This is a genomic window from Hyphomicrobiales bacterium (assembly GCA_016710435.1).
Classification (GTDB): Bacteria; Pseudomonadota; Alphaproteobacteria; order Rhizobiales; family Aestuariivirgaceae; genus Aestuariivirga.
The window spans coordinates 837,850-857,677 of record JADJVV010000001.1; the positions used below are offsets into that span (position 1 = coordinate 837,850).

Sequence of the window (19,828 nt, forward strand, 5' to 3'; positions counted from 1 at the left end):
TTTATCCCGCCTTTCGCCGCGGCGACTTCGCAGCTTTCTTGCGCGGCGCTGGAGCGGCGGTTTCCCGTTCGGCGGGACGGGCGGATTTCTTGTCGCCCAGGCTCTTGCGCAGCGCGTCCATGAGATTGATCACGTTGCTCTCGGCCGGTTCCGGCTCGGGCGCCGCCACGATCTTTTCGCCCTTGGCCTTGCGGGCAATGAGTTTCTTCAGTTCCGTCGCATACTTGTCGTCGTAGTCCTCCGGATCGAAGGGACCGGACTTGCGCTCGATCAGTTCGCTGGCGAGGTCAACCATCTCCTTGTCCAGCTTGGCGCGCGGCAGGTCGCCGAAGAAATCCTTCGCGGCCTTCACTTCGTTGGCATAGCGGAGCCGGTACAGGACGAGGCCGTCCCCCAGCGCCGTCACGGCTATGAGATGTTCCTTGCCGCCATGGGTCATCTGGCCGATGCCGGCGCGGCCTGTCTTGGCCAATGCCTCGCGGATCACCATGTAGCCCTCCGCCGCATACTCGTCCGACGGTACCACGTAATAGGGCTGCTCGACAAAGCGCGAGTCGATTTCTGCCGCAGGCGCAAAACGGCCGAGTTCGATGGTACGCTTGCTTTCCAGCTTCACGGCGGTGAGTTCGTCCGGATCCAGCGTGACGTAACGGTCCTTGTCGATCTCGTAACCGGAAATGATCTCGGAGGCGGGAACGGGTCCCACGCCCTGCACGCTCTTCACGTAATTGATGCGCCGTCCGGTGGGCTTGTGAATCTGGTTGAAGCTGATCTGGCTTTTCTTGTCCTCGGCATCGAAAAGCTCGATCCCGACGGAGACCAGGGAAAGCCGGAGGTACCCCTTCCAGTACGCGCGACGTCCTGCAGGCATGAAATCCTCCTTCACGCAAAACACACCGCCAACAGAACGGTGCAAGGCGGCCCCCGGTTCCCCGGAACTTCCGCAGCGCGGTGGCATTTTTAGTGGGAGAACTTCGAGGTCCCGATGACATCAGATGACGATAAATCACCCCAGACCCGCCAGCAGGAAAAGCAGGACCCCACGAACCGTGCCCGCCAGGGTGTGACCGGGCATAACGTGCGCTATGTGTTGTTCTGGAGCGTACTGGCGCTGCTCGTCGGTTACGGGCTGATCGTCGTGTTCTTTTCCGGACGTCCCTAGCGTCACGGCTGTCCTGTCATGATTGACGCAGCCGCACCCTTTCTCCCGCCTGCCCATTGTAAATGTCTCTGCTTTGGTTTCTCTTTGCACGAAGCAAACGGACTGAAGGAGACAGGCAATGAGTGCACAGAAACCGGGCCGCGGGCGCATCTTCAATTCCATCACCGACACGGTCGGGGACACGCCGATTGTCAGATTGTCCCGTTACGCCAAGGCCCACGGCGCGCAGGCGGAAATTCTCGCCAAGCTGGAGTTCTTCAATCCGCTGGCAAGCGTGAAGGACCGCATCGGCGTCGCCATGATTGATGCACTGGAGAAGGCGGGCCGCATGACGCCGGACACTGTTCTGGTCGAACCGACCTCCGGCAATACGGGCATCGCGCTGGCCTTCGTCGCGGCGGCGCGGGGCTACAGGCTGAAGCTGGTGATGCCCGAATCCATGTCCATCGAACGGCGCAAGATGTTTGCGCTCCTCGGCGCGGAACTGGTGCTCACCGAGGCCGCCAAGGGCATGAAGGGCGCCATCGCCAGGGCGGAGGAGATCAAGGCCGCCGATCCGAACGTCATCATTCCCCAGCAGTTTGAAAATCCCGCCAACCCCGCCATCCACCGCGTCACCACGGCGGAAGAAATCTGGAACGACACCGGCGGCAAGATCGACATCTTCGTGGCGGGCGTGGGCACCGGCGGCACCATCACCGGCGTGGGCAGCGTATTGAAACAGCGCAAACCCTCGCTCCGCATGGTGGCGGTGGAACCGGCGGACTCCCCCATCTTGTCCGGGGGAAGCCCAGGCCCCCACAAGATCCAGGGCATCGGCGCCGGCTTCGTGCCCGGCATCCTTGACCGGAGCGTGATCGATGAGGTCGTGACCGTCAGCAACGGCGATGCCTTGGCCACCGCCCGCGAGCTTGCGCGCACCGAGGGCCTGCCCGGCGGCATCAGTTCCGGCGCGGCGATCTGGGCCGCATTGCAACTGGCTAAGCGCCCGGAGAACAAGGGCAAGTCCATCGTCGCCATCGTGCCGTCCTTCGCCGAACGCTACCTTTCGACCGCGCTCTTCGAAGGCATTGGCTGATCCGGAGAAGGTACCTTGCGTTTCTTTCCGTTATAGTTCATTGGCTATAACGGAAAGGAAATCTCATGACTTGCCGAATAGTATTGAAATCGCTTGCACGCTGGGCAGCAGTCTGCACGTTGGCTTTCGCGCTGACTTCACCAGCCTTTGCCGCAGACAAGATCACAGTCTTCGCCGCCGCCAGCCTGAAGAACGCTTTGGATGCCGTGGGCGCGGCCTGGACCGCAGACACCGGCATGGACGTGGCGGTGTCCTATGCCGCAAGTTCGGCACTCGCCAAGCAAATCCAGGAGGGTGCGCCAGCGGACGTGTTCATGTCTGCCGACATGGATTGGATGAACACGCTTGCCGTTGAAAAGCACATTTCCGATGGCTCCATCGTCAAGCTGCTGGGCAACGACCTCGTCCTCATCGCGCCAAAAGAGTCATCCCTCGCGGTCACACTCGGAGACGGTGCCGCCCTTTCTGCGGCACTGGGTAGTGGCAAGCTCGCCATGGGTGACGTGAAGGGAGTCCCCGCCGGAAAATATGGCAAGGCCGCGCTGGAGCAGCTCGGCCTCTGGCCGTCCGTCGAAGGCAAGGTGGCAATGGCGGAGAATGTCCGCGCCGCCCTCAAACTTGTTGCGACGGGCGAGGCACCGCTCGGCATCGTCTACAAAACGGACGCGATGGCCGAACCTGCGGTGAAGGTGGTGGCAACCTTCCCTGCCGCTTCCCACCCCGCCATTGTCTATCCTGTCGGCCGCGTCGCCACATCGGAGAACGCGTCGGCAGCGGATTTCATCAGCTATCTGCAGGGAGCCAAGGCCCAGTCCATTTTCAAGGCCCAGGGCTTTACAGTTCTCGTGCCTCCTGCAAAGTGAGGCATGGATTTCTTTTCGCTCAGCCCCGATGAATGGAATGCCGTCGGGCTGAGCGTCAAGGTCGCCGCCGTCGCGATGGTGGCAAGCCTGCCTGTTGCCATCGCCGTGGCCCTGCTCCTCGCCCGCCGTGAATTCTGGGGAAAGTCGCTGCTGAACGGCGTGGTGCACCTGCCGCTCGTGCTGCCGCCGGTGGTGACGGGCTATGTGCTCCTGCTCACCTTCGGCAGGAAGGGACTTGTGGGCAGCTTCCTCGCCGACGCCTTCGGGCTCGTCTTTTCCTTTCGCTGGACCGGGGCAGCACTGGCCTGCGCGGTGATGGGCTTTCCCCTGATGGTGCGGGCCATTCGCCTGTCGGTTGAAGCAGTGGATACACGCCTGGAAGACGCCGCTTCCACCCTCGGTGCAAATCCGCTGTGGGTGTTCCTCACCGTCACCCTGCCGCTCACATTGCCCGGTATTATCGCAGGCATGATCCTCAGTTTCGCCAAAGCCATGGGTGAATTCGGAGCGACCATCACCTTTGTCTCCAACATTCCCGGCGAAACGCAAACATTGCCTACCGCCATCTATGCCTACACGCAGGTGCCGGGCGGCGATCCCCAGGCGCTCCGACTCACCGCCATCTCGGTGATGATTTCACTCGCGGCCCTCATGGCGTCGGAAGTTCTGGCCCGGCGCGCCGGACAGCGGATCGCCGCATGAGCCTTTCCGTTTCCATTCGCCACCGCCTTGCCTCTCTCGACATCGACGTCAACTTCGAGAGCATGGGCCGGCTGACGGCGCTGTTTGGCCCCTCCGGCTGCGGCAAGACCACCGTCATCAATGTGATCGCCGGATTGCTGCGCCCGGCGGAAGCGCGCATCGCCCTCGACGGCGACGTCTTTGTCGATACGGCGAGCGGCCGCTGGACGCCTCCTCACCTGCGGCGCATCGGCTGCGTCTTCCAGGACGCGCGCCTCCTGCCCCATCTGACGGTGCAGCAGAACCTCCGCTACGGGCGGTGGTTCACGGCAGCATCGGCACGCTACGTGGACGAGGTGGCGGTGGTGGAACTTCTCGGACTCTCTGCCCTGCTCGCGCGCCGCCCCGCCCATCTCTCCGGGGGTGAGCGGCAGCGCGTGGCGATTGGCCGTGCGCTCCTGCAGTCTCCGCGCCTGCTGCTCATGGACGAGCCGCTGGCCTCGCTTGATGACGCCCGCAAGCACGAGATCCTGCCCTACGTGGAACGGCTGCGCGACGAGGTCAAGATTCCGGTCGTCTATGTGAGCCACGTCCTCGGTGAGGTGACGCGCCTCGCCAGTGACATCATCCTCATGTCGAAGGGCCATGTGATCAGCGCCGGACCCGTGCGCGACGTCCTCCCGACCCTTGCGGCCGCAAGCGGCGAACTGGCACAGGAAGCAGGCTCGCTCATCGATGCCTCGGTCCGCGCCTATGATTCTGACGATGGCTTGACGACACTCGCCTCCCCGCTCGGCGAATTACGGATTGCGGGGGCTGTCGGCACACCCGGCAAGGCGTTGCGCATCCACATCCGAGCCACCGACGTGATGCTGGCAACCAGCCCTCCCAGTGGCGTGAGTGCGCTCAACGTGTTGCAGGGCACCATCGCCGCCATCGCCGAAGGCGACGGTGCCTCCGTTGATGTGCGGATGGGTGTGGGTGCCACGTTCCTCTCGGCCCGCATCACCCGCTTCTCGGCCCGCCGCCTCGCCCTGGCGCAGGGCAAGACGGTTTATGCCGTGGTCAAGGCCATGTCGGTACGCCCGCCGGGTGCCTGACGGCGATCAACGGCGCAGGGCCGGGAGTTCTATGCGGAGCGCATCCATCTGTTCCGCCGCCGCTGCCGTGGCGGCCCGCTCGATGGCGCGGTAGCGGGAAATGAGCGCCTCACCCAGGGGCGTGAGCGCGGCACCGCCCCCCTTCTTGCCGCCCGACCTGGGCGTGACCACGGGGCGGCCAAAGATGCCGTTCAGTTCATCGATCAGTTCCCAGGCGCGGCGATAGGACATGCCGAGTGCCCGCCCGCCCGCGGCAATCGACCCCTCAGCCGCGATCATCTCCAGCAGCGCAATCTTGCCGGGGCCGATGCGGCTGTTCGGACCGAAGTCGATTCGGATGCTGAGTGTGGTCATGTCTGCCTCTGGCGCGATCATGCCCCGACCGTGATGGCATTCAAAGGCCCTGGGCCACGCTGTTCCATGGACATAGGCATACACTTGTGAAATAGTCCGGCGCATAAAAAATCATCACGCGGGGAGTAGGCATGAAGACGCGCGCAGCTGTGGCTTTTGCAGCAGGCAAACCTTTGGAAATTGTCGAGGTGGATCTGGAGGGCCCGAAGGCAGGCGAAGTCCTCGTCGAAGTGAAGGCCACCGGCATCTGCCACACCGACGAATTCACCCTCTCGGGCGCTGATCCCGAAGGCCTGTTCCCGGCCATCCTCGGACATGAAGGTGCAGGCGTCGTGGTCGACGTGGGCCCGGGCGTGACCACCGTGAAGAAGGGTGACCATGTCATTCCGCTCTACACGCCGGAATGCCGCCAGTGCCCCTCCTGCCTGTCGCGCAAGACCAACCTCTGCACGGCCATTCGCTCGACGCAAGGTCAGGGGCTGATGCCCGACGGCACCTCGCGCTTCTCCTACAAGGGGCAGAAGATTCATCACTACATGGGCTGTTCGACCTTCTCGAACTACACGGTGCTGCCCGAGATCGCGGTGGCCAAGGTCAATCCAGCCGCCCCCTTCGACAAGATCTGCTACATCGGCTGCGGCGTCACCACGGGCGTGGGCGCGGTCCTCAACACGGCCAAGGTCGAACAGGGCGCTACCGCCGCCGTCTTCGGCCTCGGCGGCATCGGCCTCAACGTGATCCAGGGTCTCAAGATGGCCGGCGCCGACATGATCATCGGCGTGGACCTCAACAACTCCAAGAAGGAGTGGGGCGAGCGCTTCGGCATGACCCATTTCGTCAATCCGGCCGAGATCGAGGGCGACGTCGTCTCCCACATCGTCAACATGACGAAGCGTGGTGCTGACCAGATCGGCGGCGCCGACTACACCTTCGACTGCACGGGCAATGTGAAGGTCATGCGCCAGGCGCTGGAATGTTCGCACCGCGGCTGGGGCCAGTCGGTCATCATCGGCGTGGCGGGCGCGGGCCAGGAGATTTCCACCCGTCCCTTCCAGCTTGTGACCGGGCGCACATGGAAGGGCACGGCCTTCGGCGGTGCCCGCGGTCGCACCGACGTTCCGAAGATCGTCGACTGGTACATGGACGGCAAGATCCAGATTGATCCCATGATCACCCACATCCTGCCGCTGGAAGACATCAACAAGGCCTTCGATCTCATGCACGAAGGCAAGTCGATCAGAAGCGTCGTCGTATTCTGAGTATTACGGAAGCCGGGTTCAAACACAGGGAGAACGAGAATGGCGCGTAAGGCAGTTAAGAAGGCCGCAAAGGCAAAGAAGGCAGCACGCAAGCCCGCGCGGAAAAGCGCTCCGGCAATTGCGTTGCATCCCTCGATCGACAAGGGCGTTGCCAAATCCGGCAAGAAGGGCTTCGCGGGCGGCAGGCTCACCTGCAACTGCAGCACCGACCCGGTGGTGGTCGAACTGTCGTCGCAGAGCATGCATAACCATGCCTGCGGCTGCACCAAGTGCTGGAAGCCGGAAGGCGCCATCTTCTCGGTCGTGGCCGTTGTGCCGAGCGACAAGGTGAAGGTCGTGCAGAACGGCGACAAGCTGAAGGTCGTCGACCCCTCCGCCCTCATCCAGCGCCATGCCTGCACCGGCTGCGGCGCCCATCTCCATGGTCCCGTGGAACGTGCCGGCCACCCCTTCCAGGGATTGACCTTCGTCCACACTGAACTGTCCAGGGACAAGGGCTGGTCGCCGCCCACCTTCGCAGCTTTCGTCTCGTCTGCCATCGAAGGCGGCGTGCCGCCCTCCAGGATGCCCGCCATCCGCAAGCGCCTCAAGCAGCTTGGCCTTGAGCCCTATGACTGCCTGTCGCCGGCACTGATGGACTATCTCGCCACTGAAGCTGCCAAGAAATCAGGCACCTATCGCGAGAGTTGAGCGAACCTATTCGGAACATCGGATGCGCAGGGGGCCTCTTGGCCCCCTGTTCGTTTGGTGCGGCGCCATGTCAGGCCCGGGCGTCCGGAATTCGCCTTCTTTTCGTGGTGCAGGGCGACCCGAATTCGACCCACAAGTTCATGACGGCTCTGTGAAAATGCCACTTTACAAAAATAACCAGCAAGCCCACACGTCCGCCGCATAGACTGACAGTACAAGACATGAACACGTCCCGCAGGAATTTCATCGGGCAGGCAGCGCGACTCGCTGCGCTCGCCACCGCCCTCAAGTCGGGATTCGTACCCGAAGCCGCCGCCGAAGACATGTATGGACCGTTCACGGATTTTCGTGACGACTTCGTCCGCAATCTCGCCCGCGATCTCGCGGCCAAGCCCTTCGTCGACGAGAAGATCGAGATGCCCGCCGGATTCGACGTGAGCACATACGACCAGTACCGCGACATCCGTTTCAACCCGGACCGGGCGATCTGGAAGGGTGAGGAACACAAGTTCTCCTTCGACCTCTTTCACTCCGGATTCCTGTTCACGCGTCCGGTCGACATCTACGTCGTGCAGGACGGCCGGCAGGCCAAGCTGAACTACGATCCCGCACTCTTCGTCTTCGGCCCTTCGGTGAAGCGCCCCGACGGCAAGACGGATCTGCATTATGCCGGTTTCCGCCTCCGCCATCCCATCAACTCACCCGATGTCGATGACGAGTTTCTCGTTTTCCAGGGCGCCTCCTACTTTCGCGCCGTCGGCAAGGGATTGCTTTATGGTTTGTCGGCGCGCGGCCTCGCCGTCGACACGGGCCAGCCCTCTGGCGAGGAGTTCCCCTTCTTCAAGTCGTTCTGGATTCGCAGGCCCGAACCCGCCACCGGGATCATCGTGGTGGAAGCCCTTCTCGACAGTCCCTCGGTCACGGGCGCCTACCGCTTTTCCGTGAAGCCCGGAGAAGACACGCAGATGGACACGGAAGTGACGCTGTTCCCGCGCCGTGACCTGCCGCATGTCGGTATCGCGCCGCTGACCAGCATGTTCCTTTTCAACGCCATCGGCCGCCCGGTGGAAGACTATCGCAACGCCGTCCATGATTCGGATGGACTGATGATGCAGACGGGAACCGGGGAATGGCTCTGGCGCCCTCTCTCAAATCCCAAGACGCTGCAAGTAAGCGCCTTCCAGGACAAGAGCCCGCGCGGCTTTGGCCTGATGCAGCGCACGCGCCGCTACGAGGACTTTCTCGATCTCGAATCCCGCTATGAGCGCCGCCCCAGCCTGTGGGTTGAACCGATCGGCGACTGGGGAGCAGGCTTCGTGCAGCTCTTCGAAATCCCGACGCAGCTTGAGACCAACGACAACATCGTTTCCTACTGGCAGCCCAAGGACGCGCTTGCCGCGGGGGCGAGCTACACCTTTGTTTACCGGCTGCACTGGTGCGAGCACTGGCCTGCGGAGCAACCGCCGCCTGTTGGCCTCGTGTCCTATTCTGGCTCCGGCGTGGACTACAACTACACCGCCAATCCGCCCGCCTACGATCCCAACCTCCGCCTCTACGTGGTGGAGTTCGATGGTGGGCCGGGAGCTGGTGAATTCACCGCGGACGTGACCGCAAGCGCGGGCACCATCAGCAAGATCGTGACCTATCCCAATCCGGTCAAGAACACGACGCGCCTCTCCTTTGCCCACGATACCACAGGCATCGACGTCGCCGAACTGCGCGCCGTCATCAAGCGCGGCGGCGTGATCGCGGGTGAGACGTGGCTTTTCAGGTGGACACGGTCTTGATCCACATGCCGCCGGAATCCCGGCTCGACATGCCGGTGCAAAGCCTCACGACGTGCACCGCGCCCGAGCGGTCGCATCGCCCTTCGGCGGATGTGTATCTGGCGCGCATCTTCGTGTTCGGATTGACGGCGCTCCTCACCAGCGCCGGCACCTATGGCATGTACGAGGTGATCAGCCCTGTGAACGTCACGTGGCTGCAGCTCTTCTTCGCCGCCGTCTTCGCGATGACCTTCACCTGGATTTCCTTCGCCTGCGCCAGCGCCATCGTGGGCTTCGCCGTACTGTTGCGCAACAAGGCACCGGCCCCGTTGCCGCACGCGGAAATCGGCCGGACGGCATTGCTCATGCCAGTCTACAATGAAAACCCGCAGCAGGTCTTCGCCACGCTGGAACGCATGGCGCGCAGCCTCATCTGGCAGGGCGCGCAACGCCATTTCGACATCTTCATTCTCAGCGACACCCGCAACGACCCGGTGGCGGTGGAAGAGTTGCAGTGCTTCCAGTCGCTCCGCACCGCGCTGCGTGGCGAGATGGGCGTCTACTACCGCCGCCGCGCCGACAATCATCACCGCAAGGCCGGCAACATAGCCGACTTCGTCAGCCGCTGGGGCGGCTCCTACGATCACATGATCGTCCTCGATGCCGACAGCGAGATGAGCGGGGCACTCCTCGTATCCCTGGCATCGGCCATGGCGGCGGACCCGGCTGCGGGCATCATCCAGACACTGCCGCTGCTGCGCAACCGCTGGAGTCCCTATGCGCGCATGACGCAGTTTGCCGGACGGGTCTATGGCCCGGTCGTGGCCGCAGGCCTTGCGGCCTGGCACGGGCGCGACGGCAACTACTGGGGCCACAACGCCATCATCAGGACGCGAGCCTTCGCGCACTCTGCGGGACTTCCCGAACTGCGGGGACGGAAACCTTTCGGCGGCCACATCCTTAGCCATGACTTCATCGAGGCTGCCCTCATGCGCCGCGCCGGTTGGGCCGTCTACATGCTGCCGCACCTGCAAGGGTCCTACGAGGAAACGCCGCCGTCGCTGATTGATCTCGCAACACGTGACAAACGCTGGGCCCAGGGCAATTTGCAGCACATCAAGATCGTTGCAGCGAAGGGCCTGAGCTGGGTCAGCCGCGTGCATCTCGTCCAGGGCATCATGTCCTATCTCGCTTCGCCGCTGTGGCTGTTGATGCTGCTGGCGGGTCTCGGTCTCGCACTTGTGGCGCGTTACACCGAGCCCAATTATTTCTCGGAGGGCTTCTCGCTCTTCCCGGCCTGGCCCGTGTTCGATCCGGAGCTGGCGCTGCGCCTCCTCGGCGTCACGGGTATCGTTCTCTACCTGCCCAAGTGCCTCGGCCTCGTGCTGGCGCTGCGCGACCCCGATCTGCGCAAGGGCTGCGGCGGGGCCACGGGGCTCATCCGCAGCGTTGCCGCCGAAACCGTTCTCTCCATGTTGCTGTCGCCGGTGATGATGCTGTTGCAGACGCGCTTCGTGATCGACATCGTCATGGGCCGCGACTCCGGCTGGAACACCCAGAATCGCGACGACGCTGCCGTGCCCTTTGCCGAAACACTGCACCGCCACGCCATTCACGCGCTGGCAGGATTGATCCTGGGGGCTGCGAGTTTCGCAATCTCCTGGGCCACGTTCCTGTGGTTCCTTCCCATCATGGCCGGACTTGTGCTGTCCCCCGCCGTATCCTGGGCTACGGGCCATCCTGCCATTGGCCGTGCCCTGTGGCGCGCCAACGTCTTCCGCATTCCCGAGGAAGATGAAGCCGCCGCCACGCCCGTTGCCATCACCACAGTTCTGCAGGCGGCGGAATAGCGATGGGCAAGCCGGACCTGCCGCCGCAGCGCCTGCGGCAACGCGTGCTCGCCTTGCTCAAGCGTGATCTTTGGAAATTCATCGCCGCCTATGTGTTGCTGCTCGCGGTGATGGCCTGGCTTGGGCGCTGGACACCGGAGTATCTCGCAGGCCGTGACCTGTGGCATTTCCTCGTGACGCGGATGATCGTCGCCATGGTGATGCTGGGCGTGCTCGCATCCTTCATCCGGCTTTTTCCCGCAGCCCTGCTGCTGGCCGCCACGCTGCTGCTGGTCGGCACCATCTCGGCCATCAAGCGCGATGCCACGGGCGAACCGTTCCAGGTGAGTGATCTCTTTCTTTCCGCCCACGCACCGGCCCTGCTCGGTTATGTGGACTGGAGCTATTGGCTTGCGGGCGCACTCGTCATTCCGGCCGTGGTCTACGCGCTGCGCAGCATCCGCGTCCGCCTGTGGAGCCTGCCCCTTGCTCTCGTCTGCGCGGGACTGCTCTCCACCTACCGGCTGGAACCCGTGGTCAAGTGGATCCATGACAACTCCTACTGGATCGGGGTCGAGAACCTCACCTTCAGCCAGGCCGAGAGCGAACGCATGAACGGCCTCGCCACCCATCTCTATTTCTCCACGGCGGGCCTGCGCCTGAAGACCTTCACCGATGCAGAAGTGCGCGCCGCCATGGCGGCTCTCGATGTACCACCTCCGCCGCCAGCCCGCACGGCGCCCCTGCCTGACGTCTTTGTGGTGCTGGGCGAAGCCTGGTGGCGCGATCCGTCCGACGCGCAAAGCCCCATCGACAAGCTTGTCGCTGCTGGCTTCACTGAAGGCACGGCCATTTCGCCCGTCTATGGCGGCACCACGCCCAATGCGGAATTTGAAGTTCTGACAGGCATTCCCGCCCACAGCTTCATGTCCGGGATCATTCCCTATCAGCACTTCGTGCAGTATTTCAGTGAGCATACCCGCAGCTTGCCGCGCCTGCTGCACGCCTTCGGTTACGAGGCCCACGCCTATCACAACTTCGAACGGCGCTTCTGGCTGCGCGACCAGGTCTATCCCCTCCTTGGCTTCGCGAGCTTCGACAGCATGGAAACGATGGCGCTGCAGAAACAGAAGAACGGCTGGCCCACCGATGCCGGTTTGTTTGCAGCGGTGGCGAAACATATCGACAGCACCGCACCACAGTTCCACTTCATCGTCACCGTGCAGACTCACGGTCCCTATGCTGAAGACAAGGCGCGCGACGCGATCAGCGGCGAACGTCATCCCGGCATGACCGATTATCATGAACGGCTCTCCGGTGCCGCCGATGCCGTTGTTGCCTTCAATGAACAACTCAGAGCGCGCGGCAAGCCCTATGTGCTGTTTGTCTTTGGCGATCACCTGCCGGGCACGCGCACGCACCAGTGGAAGCTCGGCATGAAATCCGAGACAGACCCCCGCCTGCATCAGGTGCCCTTTCTCGCAACCAGCAACAGTGACGACGTCGCAGAATTGCGCTCCCGCCTGCAGGACAAGCCTCTCTACTGTGTGGCGCCTCTGCTCACGGATTGGCTCAAGATCCCGTTGGCAGACACCTATCTGCGCCATATGGTGAACGCCTGCGCCGGGAACGGGGCAGGAGGTGCAGCTCCCTCCGAAGCCATCATCCAGCATCAGCTCTTTTCAAAGACGGCCGGCTGAGCCGCCTCACCCGTCACGCCCAGATCAGCGCCAGCGCAGGCACGGCCAAGATGATCACCAACAGAGAGAGCGGCAGGCCAAGCCGCATGTAATCTGTGAAGCGGTATCCACCCGGACCCATGACGAGCGTATTGCACTGGTGTCCGATGGGCGTGAGGAAATCGCATCCCGCACCAATGGCCACCGCCATGAGAAAAGCTTCGGGCCGGTAGCCCAGCCCTTCCGCGAATTTGGCGGCAATGGGAGCCACCACAAGTACGGTGGCGGCATTGTTGAGGAACGGCGTCACCGCCATGGCCGCCACCATCACCAGCGCGATGGCCCCATGGATCGGCAAACCCTCACCCGCGCGCGACAAGCCGCTTGCCAGAAGGTCCGTTGTGCCTGTGGCCTGGAGCGACTGGCTGACGGGAATGAGCGCGGCCAGCATCATCAGGATCGGCGCCTCCACCGAGTGATAGAGATCGCGCAACGGCAGCACGCCAAACATGGCCATTGCCGTCGCTGCAGCAAAAAAGGCGGTGGCGACGGGCACAAACCCCGTCGAGGTGGCTGCCATGGCGGCCACAAGGATGGCAACCGGTACCACGGCATGACGCACGCTGCCGAGCAGCACCTTCCGCTCGGCCAGCGGCAGCAGCCCCATGTCGCGCATGAGCGTCACCAGTCCCGTCTCCTGGCCCTGCAACAGCAGAATGTCTCCGGGCCGGAATCGCACGGTGCCGAGTTTCTGGCTGAGACGTTGGTTGCGGCGGCTCACTGCGAGCAGGTTCACGCCATGATTATGAAAGAGCCGCAAGGTTTCGGCGCTGGCGCCGACAAGCCGCGAGTCTTCAGTGATCACCGTTTCCATGCTGATGACGGTTCCGGTTTCGCCGTCAGGCGCCAGCTCACGCTGGCCAGTCAGGTCGAGCCCGGCATCGACCACCAGCCGGTCGACGAGGTCGGCTGGCCCTTCGATCAACACAACATCGCCTGCAGCCAGGGTGGCATCTGGTAGCGGTCTGATCTGCAGGGAGCCAGCGCGCAGGATGGAGATGATGGTCACGTCCTCGCCTGCCAGGCTGAGAAGCCTCGCAATGGTCATGCCCTCCGCGGAGGCCTTCGCTGGCACCTTTGCCTCCACCAGATAATCCCTGATGTCCATCGCATCCTCGGCCGAGAGATTCACCCGCACGCGCTGCGGCACCAGCCAGGAAAACGCCGCCATGAATCCGAGGCCGGCGATCGTGAGGAGTATGCCGATGGGGGCATAGTCGAACATGGCAAAGGGTTGCCCGGTCAGTTCCTCGCGCACACGCGAAACGACGATGTTCGGTGACGTGCCGACAAGGGTGATCAACCCTCCCAGCAGCGATGCAAAGGACATGGGCATGAGAAACACGGACGGTGGCACGTTGGAGCGGCGCGCGAACTGCAGCGCAATCGGCAGCATGATGGCGAGAGCACCAATGTTTTTCACGAAGGCCGACAGCACCGCCACGGTGACGATGAGCACGATCAGCTGCATGCGGACATTGAGGGTTGCGGGGAGATAGCGCCGCGCGGCAAAATCAATGATGCCGCTTCGCGAAATCGCCGCACTGACAACCAGCGCACTGCCCACGATGATGGTGATGTCATCGCTGAAGCCGGAGAACATCTCTTTGGCAGGCACAACGCCCAGCACGACGGCGAGAAGCAGGGTGCAGACGGCGACAAGATCGTAGCGGATCCGGCCCCACACAAACATGGCCATCATCCCGGCGACCAGCCCTAGCGCCAGGAGTTGCTCAGACGTGACGCTGCTCATTCACCTCTTCCCGGTTGTGAGGACAGCGCCGATACGTCGCTCAGATTGAATTGGCACCCGGGCACCCCGCAAAAACCGTCGTCCGCAGGGAACTCCTGACCCCGTCACGGGGTTCCTCCCGCAAAAGCTGTCTCAGGACAACAGCGGCAGCACGTAAATTTCATCCACCCACGGGAACCACTACCCCTGCGGCAGCATTTCCATTGGCGTGGGGCAGAAGGTTGCAAAAATTTTCCTGCGCACAACGAGGAGACAAGTGATGACTATGAATGATCCGAACAGTGGACCGACTGACCGCTCAACCGTCAGGAACAACGTATCGAACTACAGCAGCAGCGGCACCATCGCCATCATCGCCGCCGTGCTGGTGGCCATCGTGATTGGCCTGATCATGCTCAACCGCGACGGCTCCACGCCGACCACACCTGCAGTGACGCAGGAAAATTCCACGACCACCACGACGCCCGATGCGACGACGCCTCCGGCCACCACGCCTCCGGCCACGACGGGCACTGAGCAGCCTGCAACTCCGGCTGAACCGCCCGCCACGACGGGAGGCGACACGGCTCCTGCCACGCCTCCGGCCACCACGCCGCCCGCCAATCCGTAACGTCCCGTTCCGGATTGCCGGCGTCATCGCCATCCTGCGCACCAGTCCTCCAACTGCGCGCAGGATGGCGAAGTCATTTTGGACTGCATGTCCGGTATCACGACACGAAAACACCCGCGCCACCTTTCGATGGTGCGGGTGTTTTCAGAGTAGAATGGACTTCAGCGCCGCTTCGCCTTGGCAGGTTTCTTGGCCGCCGTCTTCGCACGCGTTGATGAGGTGCGCGACACACGTTTGCCCCGCGACGGCGCAAGCCGGAGCTTGGTGCTCTCGCCCGGCTCTGCCACCTTCCGGGTGACAATGGCCCAGGCGAACTTTGCCGAAGAAACGAGCGCGTTGTCGCCTTCCCAATATTCCGCCTGCTCTGGCGTCACCTCGATGGCGACGATATTCTTGTCCTCCGGACCTTTGGGCCAGAAGGCCTGCGCGCCCGGGCTCCACAGATTGCGCACGGTTCCGCGATCCGTCAGCAGCCGCGCCTTGCCCCGCACGGTGAGGAATGTCGGCTTGTTTGCGTAAGCGAGCACCACGGAGGAATTTGACTTGATCTGGTCGTCCTTCACGGACTTCCTGTCCGTCAGCATGAAGATCTTGCCCTCTTCGTGACGGACGATGGTCGACATGGGACGGGCCCAGGGCTTCCGGGAGTCCATGGTCACGAACATGCAGAAATCCATTTTGCGGGCAATCTCCCACATGTGGTTCTGGCGTTCGCTGGTGCTTGTTGATGTGGCCACGCGTGATGCTCCCTGATGCGAGACTGCAATTTGCGCAGTCGAGGCGGGTAACGCATGCACGCCGGGAGAGTTCCCGCCATGGCAGGGGAAGTGCCCGGGCTTCGGTTGCGGGAAGCCCGGGCACAGTCAGGTTCAGTAACCGCCCATGGCCTTGGGCTTGTTGAACAACACCGTTACCAGCGCATAGACGAGCCCCGCAACAATCGCCGCCGGAAGCGACGCCGTCACGTATTCATAGGGCGCGTGGCTTTCGTAGGTGATGGGGTTCAGCAGGTAGCGGTAGGTGCCGCAACCGGCGATCATCGCCACAATGGCAGCAATGTTGAAGCCGCCCGAGAACCAGTAGCCGGAATGATCTCCGTTCGAGAAGATGCTCCGGATGCTGATACGGCGCTTGCGCAGCAGGTAGTAGTCCGTGATCTGGATGCCACAGAGCGGCGCAAAGGCAAGACCGATGAAGGCCAGGAATGTGCCGAAGTTGGCAAAGAACAGTTCCGGGATGATGAGGCCAACGAGCACCACAGGGCCGATTGCCATCAGCAGCAGCGTCGTCCACGACATGTTCTCGAAGGCCGGGAAATGCCGGAGGCCGATCGCCGAGGCATAGACGCCTGCCACGGCCGTTCCAAGGTTCGCAGCCGCCACGAAGACCAGCGCCACGATGCCGTAGGTCGGTCCACCGATGGTGCGCAGCCATTCCGCCGGATCGGAAACCTGGAGCACCAAGATGCCCGCGATGCCGATGAGGCTGAGCAGCGGCACGGGTGCGCCCATGCCGATCATGATCGGTGCAGCAGCCGTGCGGCCATTGGGGGCCATGCGGATCATGGCGCCGAGATAGGGCCACCATGACAGCAGCGAGACGATGCCGATCTCGACGCCCGTCGTGTAGTTCCACAGCGGACTGGTCGAGGCATAGGCCGGCACGGCGGCCGTGAGATCGCCCCAGCGCTGGCTGAGGATCACGTACAGCATCCAGAAACCGACGACCACGTGCGCCACGAGAATCTTCGAGACACGGTCCACACCGCCCGAGCCCTTCAGCAGGATGGTGAAGACCAGCGAACAGGCCAGCAGGATCGTTGCCGGAACGAGCAGCTTGCTGCCCGTGTCGGCGATCACGCCCAGCGCCAACAGAAGCTGTGTCGTGGACTTGGCGAAGAAGATGAGCAGCAGGGAGTTCCACCCGATGATGGAAATCTGCTGCATGGCGGCGGGAATGATCCAGCCGCGCGAGCCAAAGGACGGTTTTGTCGAGGCAATCGAATCGACGCCAAAGCGCAGGCAGATTGGCCCCGCGGCCAGCGCCACGATCAGCATGCCAATCATGCTGCCCGCGAACAGGGCCGCAAAGCCCTTGTCGAAGTTGAGGTAGTAGCCGACGTATTCGCCGATGATGTAGCACCATGTGGCGGCAGCGGCGGTCATCAGCGAGATGCCGAGCTTCCAGCTACCCCAGGTACGTTCGCTTTTCAGAAGCGGCCAGGCATTCTTGTCGGCCTCGAGCACGCCTTCAAGGTGGTGATGTGTGGAGCTGCTCATAGTTGCCACCCCCAGATCAGCACGATGACGGGCAGCACGACTCCGAGGAACAGGAGCCAGAACCAGCTTGTGGAATCGTAGTCTCCCCCCTGCTCGGCGGGATTTTCCAGCGCCTTGAGCCTTCGCTCAAGTTCCGGATTGAGTTTCTCGGCCATGTCTTTCCTCCATCGCTTTCATGTTGTCCGGTTCTTTTGTCCGGTTGTTGCTATTTGATCCTGTCGCCCGCCGGGTCGTACCAGGGCTTCAATTGCACCTGCACGGGATAGCGCTTCCACGCGATCTCCACCTCCCAGGCACCACTTCCGAGCCAGACCTCCGTCACGCCAGCATCGTGGCCCACATAGCCAAGGCCCAGCGAGGCATTGATGCGGTGACCCCAAGCGCCGGTCGTGACGGACCCGACGATCACGCCATCCCTGAGGATGGGCTCGTTGTGATACATCATCGGAGCATCCGCTCCGGCGAGCCGCAACTGAACCATGCGGCGCGTGACTGGGCCCTCGGACTTCTGTTTCACCAGCGCATCGCGGCCGATGAAGCCATGGGCCTTGTTGAGCGCCACGGCGAAGCCGAGGCCGGCATGGTAGGGCGTGTCCTCTTCGCCGATATCATGGCCCCAGTGACGATAGCCCTTCTCCATGCGGAGCGAATTGATGGCGAAGAACCCGCCCATTCCAAGCCCGAATGCCGTGCCGGCCTCCACAATGCTGTCGAACACGTGGGCGGCAAATTCCGTGGGCATGTAGATCTCGAAACCCTGTTCGCCCACGAAGGTCAGCCGAGATGCCCGCACACGGGCATAGCCAAGGTCAATCTCCTGCGATGTGCCGAACGGAAATGCCGCATCGGAGAAATCGGCGGGCGAAATCTTCGAGAGGAGTGCACGGGCCTTTGGCCCCATCAGTGCCAGCATGGGCAGGGCCGAGGTGACGTCGCGCACGAAGGCGTGGGCATCATCGGGAATGGCGCGCGTGAGCCAGGCCAGGTCGCGGCGCTGCGACACGGCAATCGTCACGATGAGGAACGATGTTTCCGACAGCCGCGTGACCGTCACGTCGGCCTCGATGCCGCCCTTGCCGTTGAGCCACTGCGTGTAGACAACCTTGCCCACCGGCACGTCGATGTTGTTCGCGCACACAGTGTTGAGAACACGGAGCGCGTCCCGGCCATCCATCTGGTATTTGATGAAGCAGCTGTGATCGAACAGCGTCACGTTCTCGGCCGTGTTGCGGCATTCGGCGCACACGTTGTCGAACCAGCTCGGCTTGCCGTAGGAATAGGTGACGTCCGGCGACGTGCCTGCCGCGCCGAAGAATCCGGGACGTTCCCAGCCTGCAGCCTCGGTCATCCATGCGCCCATGGCGAGGAGCCGGTCATGGAAGGGGCTGCGCCGCACGCCGCGCGCCGTCACGAACTGCCGCGACGGCCAATGCATGTCGAACAGCAGGCCCAGCGTTTCCGTTGTCCGCTCTTCGAGGTACTTGCGGTTGACCTGGAAGCTCTGCATGCGGCGGACATCCACATCCATGAGTTCCATGGGCGGGTGCTCATCGCGTATCCAGTCTGCAAGCGCCTTGCCCACGCCGCCTGACGAGAGAATTCCGATGGAGTTGAAGCCCGTGGCGCAGAACAGCCCGCGCACCTCCGGCGTTTCGCCGAGCAGGTAGCGGTCGTCGGGCGTGAAACTCTCGGGACCGTTGAAGAACAGTTGCACGCCCGTCTTCTGCAGCACGGGCACACGGCGTGTCGCCTGTTCCAGATAGGGCGCGATGTGCTCCACATCTTCCGGAAGCGCATCGAAAGAGAAGCTCTCGGGTATCCCCGCCTGTCCCCACGGCTTGGCGTTGGGCTCGAAAAAGCCGACGAGCAACTTGCCGGCATCTTCCTTGTAGTAGGTCCACTCATCGCCGAGGAACAGCACCGGCAGGTTGCGCGGCAAGCCGTCCACGGGCTCCGTCACGATATAGAAATGTTCAGCCGCATGGAGCGGCAGCGCCACGCCTGCCTTGGCGGCGAGATCGCGCGACCACATGCCGCCGCAGATCACGACCTTCTTGGCGCGGATTTCGCCCTTGTCGGTCATCACACCGGCAGCCCGGCCCTGTTCCACGATGATCTTCGTGACGGCCGTATGTTCGAGGATGCGGGCACCCCGGGTGCGGGCGCCCTTGGCATAGGCCATGGTCACATCAGCGGGGTTCACCTGGCCATCATGCGGGAACCAGAATCCGCCGACGATCCCCTCAGTGCTGATCGGCGACCAGCGCTCCTTGATTTCACCGGGCGACACGGGCTCCACCGGCAGCCCGAAATTCCGTCCCATGGAGGCACCGCGCGCCAGTTCCTCATAACGTGCCGGCGTATTGGCCACGCGAAGCGAGCCATTGCGCTTGAAACCCGTGGCCTGCCCCGTTTCCTCCTCCAGCGTGCCGAAAAGTTCACCCGTGTATTTGGCGAGTTCCGTCATGCGGCGCGTGGCACGCAGCTGCGTCACCAGGCCCGCCGCATGCCATGTGGTGCCGCAGGTGAGTTGCTTGCGCTCGCACAGCACGACATCCGTGATGCCGATCTTGGTGAGGTGATAGGCAATCGATGCGCCCGCCACGCCACCGCCCACGATGACGACGTCCGCCCGTGATGGAATGTCCGTGTTCACCACTGTCTT

Annotated in this window: 18 protein-coding genes; 11 read left to right on the forward strand and 7 right to left on the reverse strand. The window is 63.0% G+C overall.

Features of this window, described 5'->3' with window-relative positions:
* Position 1 precedes the first annotated feature (1 nt).
* Positions 2 to 871, reverse strand: a complete 870-nt coding sequence (locus IPM06_04090) for a Ku protein (protein MBK8769596.1) — start codon at positions 869 to 871, stop codon at positions 2 to 4.
* Between the two features lie 114 nt (positions 872 to 985).
* On the opposite strand from IPM06_04090, the gene IPM06_04095 reads away from it, so the two are divergent.
* The 5 genes from IPM06_04095 to modC all read left to right on the forward strand — a co-directional run bounded on the left by IPM06_04095 (position 986) and on the right by modC (position 4,884).
* On the forward strand, positions 986 to 1,162 hold the full coding sequence (locus IPM06_04095) for a hypothetical protein (protein MBK8769597.1): 177 nt from the start codon (positions 986 to 988) through the stop codon (positions 1,160 to 1,162).
* 118 nt (positions 1,163 to 1,280) lie between these two features.
* Positions 1,281 to 2,240, forward strand: a complete 960-nt coding sequence (gene cysK, locus IPM06_04100; GenBank protein MBK8769598.1) for a cysteine synthase A — start codon at positions 1,281 to 1,283, stop codon at positions 2,238 to 2,240.
* A 65-nt stretch (positions 2,241 to 2,305) separates the two neighbouring features.
* A complete protein-coding gene (gene modA, locus IPM06_04105) occupies positions 2,306 to 3,103 on the forward strand; it encodes a molybdate ABC transporter substrate-binding protein (GenBank protein ID MBK8769599.1) in 798 nt (265 codons plus the stop codon).
* A gap of 3 nt (positions 3,104 to 3,106) precedes the next feature.
* A complete protein-coding gene (gene modB / locus IPM06_04110; protein MBK8769600.1) occupies positions 3,107 to 3,805 on the forward strand; it encodes a molybdate ABC transporter permease subunit in 699 nt (232 codons plus the stop codon).
* A complete protein-coding gene (modC, locus tag IPM06_04115; GenBank protein ID MBK8769601.1) occupies positions 3,802 to 4,884 on the forward strand; it encodes a molybdenum ABC transporter ATP-binding protein in 1,083 nt (360 codons plus the stop codon). Before modB ends, modC begins: the two co-directional genes overlap by 4 nt.
* Before the next feature lie 6 nt (positions 4,885 to 4,890).
* Here the strand turns inward: modC and IPM06_04120 are convergent, their stop codons facing one another.
* Positions 4,891 to 5,238: a LysR family transcriptional regulator gene (locus IPM06_04120; GenBank protein ID MBK8769602.1), complete on the reverse strand. Its 348-nt coding sequence runs from the start codon at positions 5,236 to 5,238 to the stop codon at positions 4,891 to 4,893.
* 131 nt (positions 5,239 to 5,369) lie between these two features.
* On the opposite strand from IPM06_04120, the gene IPM06_04125 reads away from it, so the two are divergent.
* The 5 genes from IPM06_04125 to IPM06_04145 all read left to right on the forward strand — a co-directional run bounded on the left by IPM06_04125 (position 5,370) and on the right by IPM06_04145 (position 12,482).
* Positions 5,370 to 6,497 carry an S-(hydroxymethyl)glutathione dehydrogenase/class III alcohol dehydrogenase gene (locus tag IPM06_04125; GenBank protein MBK8769603.1) on the forward strand — a complete coding sequence of 376 codons (1,128 nt, stop codon included), beginning with the start codon at positions 5,370 to 5,372 and terminating at the stop codon, positions 6,495 to 6,497.
* 39 nt (positions 6,498 to 6,536) lie between these two features.
* The gene (gfa, locus tag IPM06_04130) at positions 6,537 to 7,187 is read left to right on the forward strand and encodes an S-(hydroxymethyl)glutathione synthase (GenBank protein MBK8769604.1); all 651 of its coding nucleotides are present in this window, start codon (positions 6,537 to 6,539) and stop codon (positions 7,185 to 7,187) included.
* A 221-nt stretch (positions 7,188 to 7,408) separates the two neighbouring features.
* A complete protein-coding gene (locus tag IPM06_04135) occupies positions 7,409 to 8,974 on the forward strand; it encodes a glucan biosynthesis protein G (protein ID MBK8769605.1) in 1,566 nt (521 codons plus the stop codon).
* Positions 8,947 to 10,803, forward strand: coding sequence for a glucans biosynthesis glucosyltransferase MdoH (gene mdoH, locus IPM06_04140; protein ID MBK8769606.1), 1,857 nt, complete (start codon positions 8,947 to 8,949; stop codon positions 10,801 to 10,803). The genes IPM06_04135 and mdoH overlap by 28 nt, the downstream gene beginning before the upstream one ends.
* A 2-nt stretch (positions 10,804 to 10,805) precedes the next feature.
* On the forward strand, positions 10,806 to 12,482 hold the full coding sequence (locus tag IPM06_04145) for a sulfatase-like hydrolase/transferase (GenBank protein MBK8769607.1): 1,677 nt from the start codon (positions 10,806 to 10,808) through the stop codon (positions 12,480 to 12,482).
* 13 nt (positions 12,483 to 12,495) lie between these two features.
* On the opposite strand, the gene IPM06_04150 is transcribed toward IPM06_04145, so the two are convergent.
* Complete coding sequence (locus IPM06_04150; GenBank protein ID MBK8769608.1) at positions 12,496 to 14,274, reverse strand: SLC13 family permease; 1,779 nt, start codon at positions 14,272 to 14,274, stop codon at positions 12,496 to 12,498.
* Positions 14,275 to 14,533: 259 nt separating this feature from the next.
* Between IPM06_04150 and IPM06_04155 the strand changes: the two genes are divergently transcribed.
* Positions 14,534 to 14,884 (forward strand): hypothetical protein, encoded by a 351-nt coding sequence (locus IPM06_04155; GenBank protein MBK8769609.1) that lies wholly within the window; start codon positions 14,534 to 14,536, stop codon positions 14,882 to 14,884.
* Between the two features lie 161 nt (positions 14,885 to 15,045).
* Here IPM06_04155 and IPM06_04160 read toward each other — a convergent pair whose 3' ends face one another.
* The 4 genes from IPM06_04160 to IPM06_04175 form a co-directional block, all read right to left on the reverse strand.
* Positions 15,046 to 15,621, reverse strand: a complete 576-nt coding sequence (locus IPM06_04160; protein MBK8769610.1) for a pyridoxamine 5'-phosphate oxidase family protein — start codon at positions 15,619 to 15,621, stop codon at positions 15,046 to 15,048.
* Between the two features lie 132 nt (positions 15,622 to 15,753).
* Positions 15,754 to 17,163, reverse strand: coding sequence for a cytosine permease (locus IPM06_04165; GenBank protein MBK8769611.1), 1,410 nt, complete (start codon positions 17,161 to 17,163; stop codon positions 15,754 to 15,756).
* Positions 17,160 to 17,318, reverse strand: a complete 159-nt coding sequence (locus IPM06_04170; GenBank protein MBK8769612.1) for a hypothetical protein — start codon at positions 17,316 to 17,318, stop codon at positions 17,160 to 17,162. The genes IPM06_04165 and IPM06_04170 overlap by 4 nt, the downstream gene beginning before the upstream one ends.
* Positions 17,319 to 17,368: 50 nt before the next feature.
* Complete coding sequence (locus IPM06_04175) at positions 17,369 to 19,819, reverse strand: GcvT family protein (protein ID MBK8769613.1); 2,451 nt, start codon at positions 19,817 to 19,819, stop codon at positions 17,369 to 17,371.
* Positions 19,820 to 19,828 lie beyond the last annotated feature (9 nt).

Coding starts and splice junctions, on each gene's coding strand:
- IPM06_04090 (MBK8769596.1), bottom strand. CDS start 871: ATGCCTGCAGGACGTCGCGCGTACTGGAAGGGGTACCTCCGGCTTTCC.
- IPM06_04095 (MBK8769597.1), top strand. CDS start 986: ATGACATCAGATGACGATAAATCACCCCAGACCCGCCAGCAGGAAAAG.
- cysK (MBK8769598.1), top strand. CDS start 1,281: ATGAGTGCACAGAAACCGGGCCGCGGGCGCATCTTCAATTCCATCACC.
- modA (MBK8769599.1), top strand. CDS start 2,306: ATGACTTGCCGAATAGTATTGAAATCGCTTGCACGCTGGGCAGCAGTC.
- modB (MBK8769600.1), top strand. CDS start 3,107: ATGGATTTCTTTTCGCTCAGCCCCGATGAATGGAATGCCGTCGGGCTG.
- modC (MBK8769601.1), top strand. CDS start 3,802: ATGAGCCTTTCCGTTTCCATTCGCCACCGCCTTGCCTCTCTCGACATC.
- IPM06_04120 (MBK8769602.1), bottom strand. CDS start 5,238: ATGACCACACTCAGCATCCGAATCGACTTCGGTCCGAACAGCCGCATC.
- IPM06_04125 (MBK8769603.1), top strand. CDS start 5,370: ATGAAGACGCGCGCAGCTGTGGCTTTTGCAGCAGGCAAACCTTTGGAA.
- gfa (MBK8769604.1), top strand. CDS start 6,537: ATGGCGCGTAAGGCAGTTAAGAAGGCCGCAAAGGCAAAGAAGGCAGCA.
- IPM06_04135 (MBK8769605.1), top strand. CDS start 7,409: ATGAACACGTCCCGCAGGAATTTCATCGGGCAGGCAGCGCGACTCGCT.
- IPM06_04145 (MBK8769607.1), top strand. CDS start 10,806: ATGGGCAAGCCGGACCTGCCGCCGCAGCGCCTGCGGCAACGCGTGCTC.
- IPM06_04150 (MBK8769608.1), bottom strand. CDS start 14,274: ATGAGCAGCGTCACGTCTGAGCAACTCCTGGCGCTAGGGCTGGTCGCC.
- IPM06_04155 (MBK8769609.1), top strand. CDS start 14,534: ATGACTATGAATGATCCGAACAGTGGACCGACTGACCGCTCAACCGTC.
- IPM06_04165 (MBK8769611.1), bottom strand. CDS start 17,163: ATGAGCAGCTCCACACATCACCACCTTGAAGGCGTGCTCGAGGCCGAC.
- IPM06_04170 (MBK8769612.1), bottom strand. CDS start 17,318: ATGGCCGAGAAACTCAATCCGGAACTTGAGCGAAGGCTCAAGGCGCTG.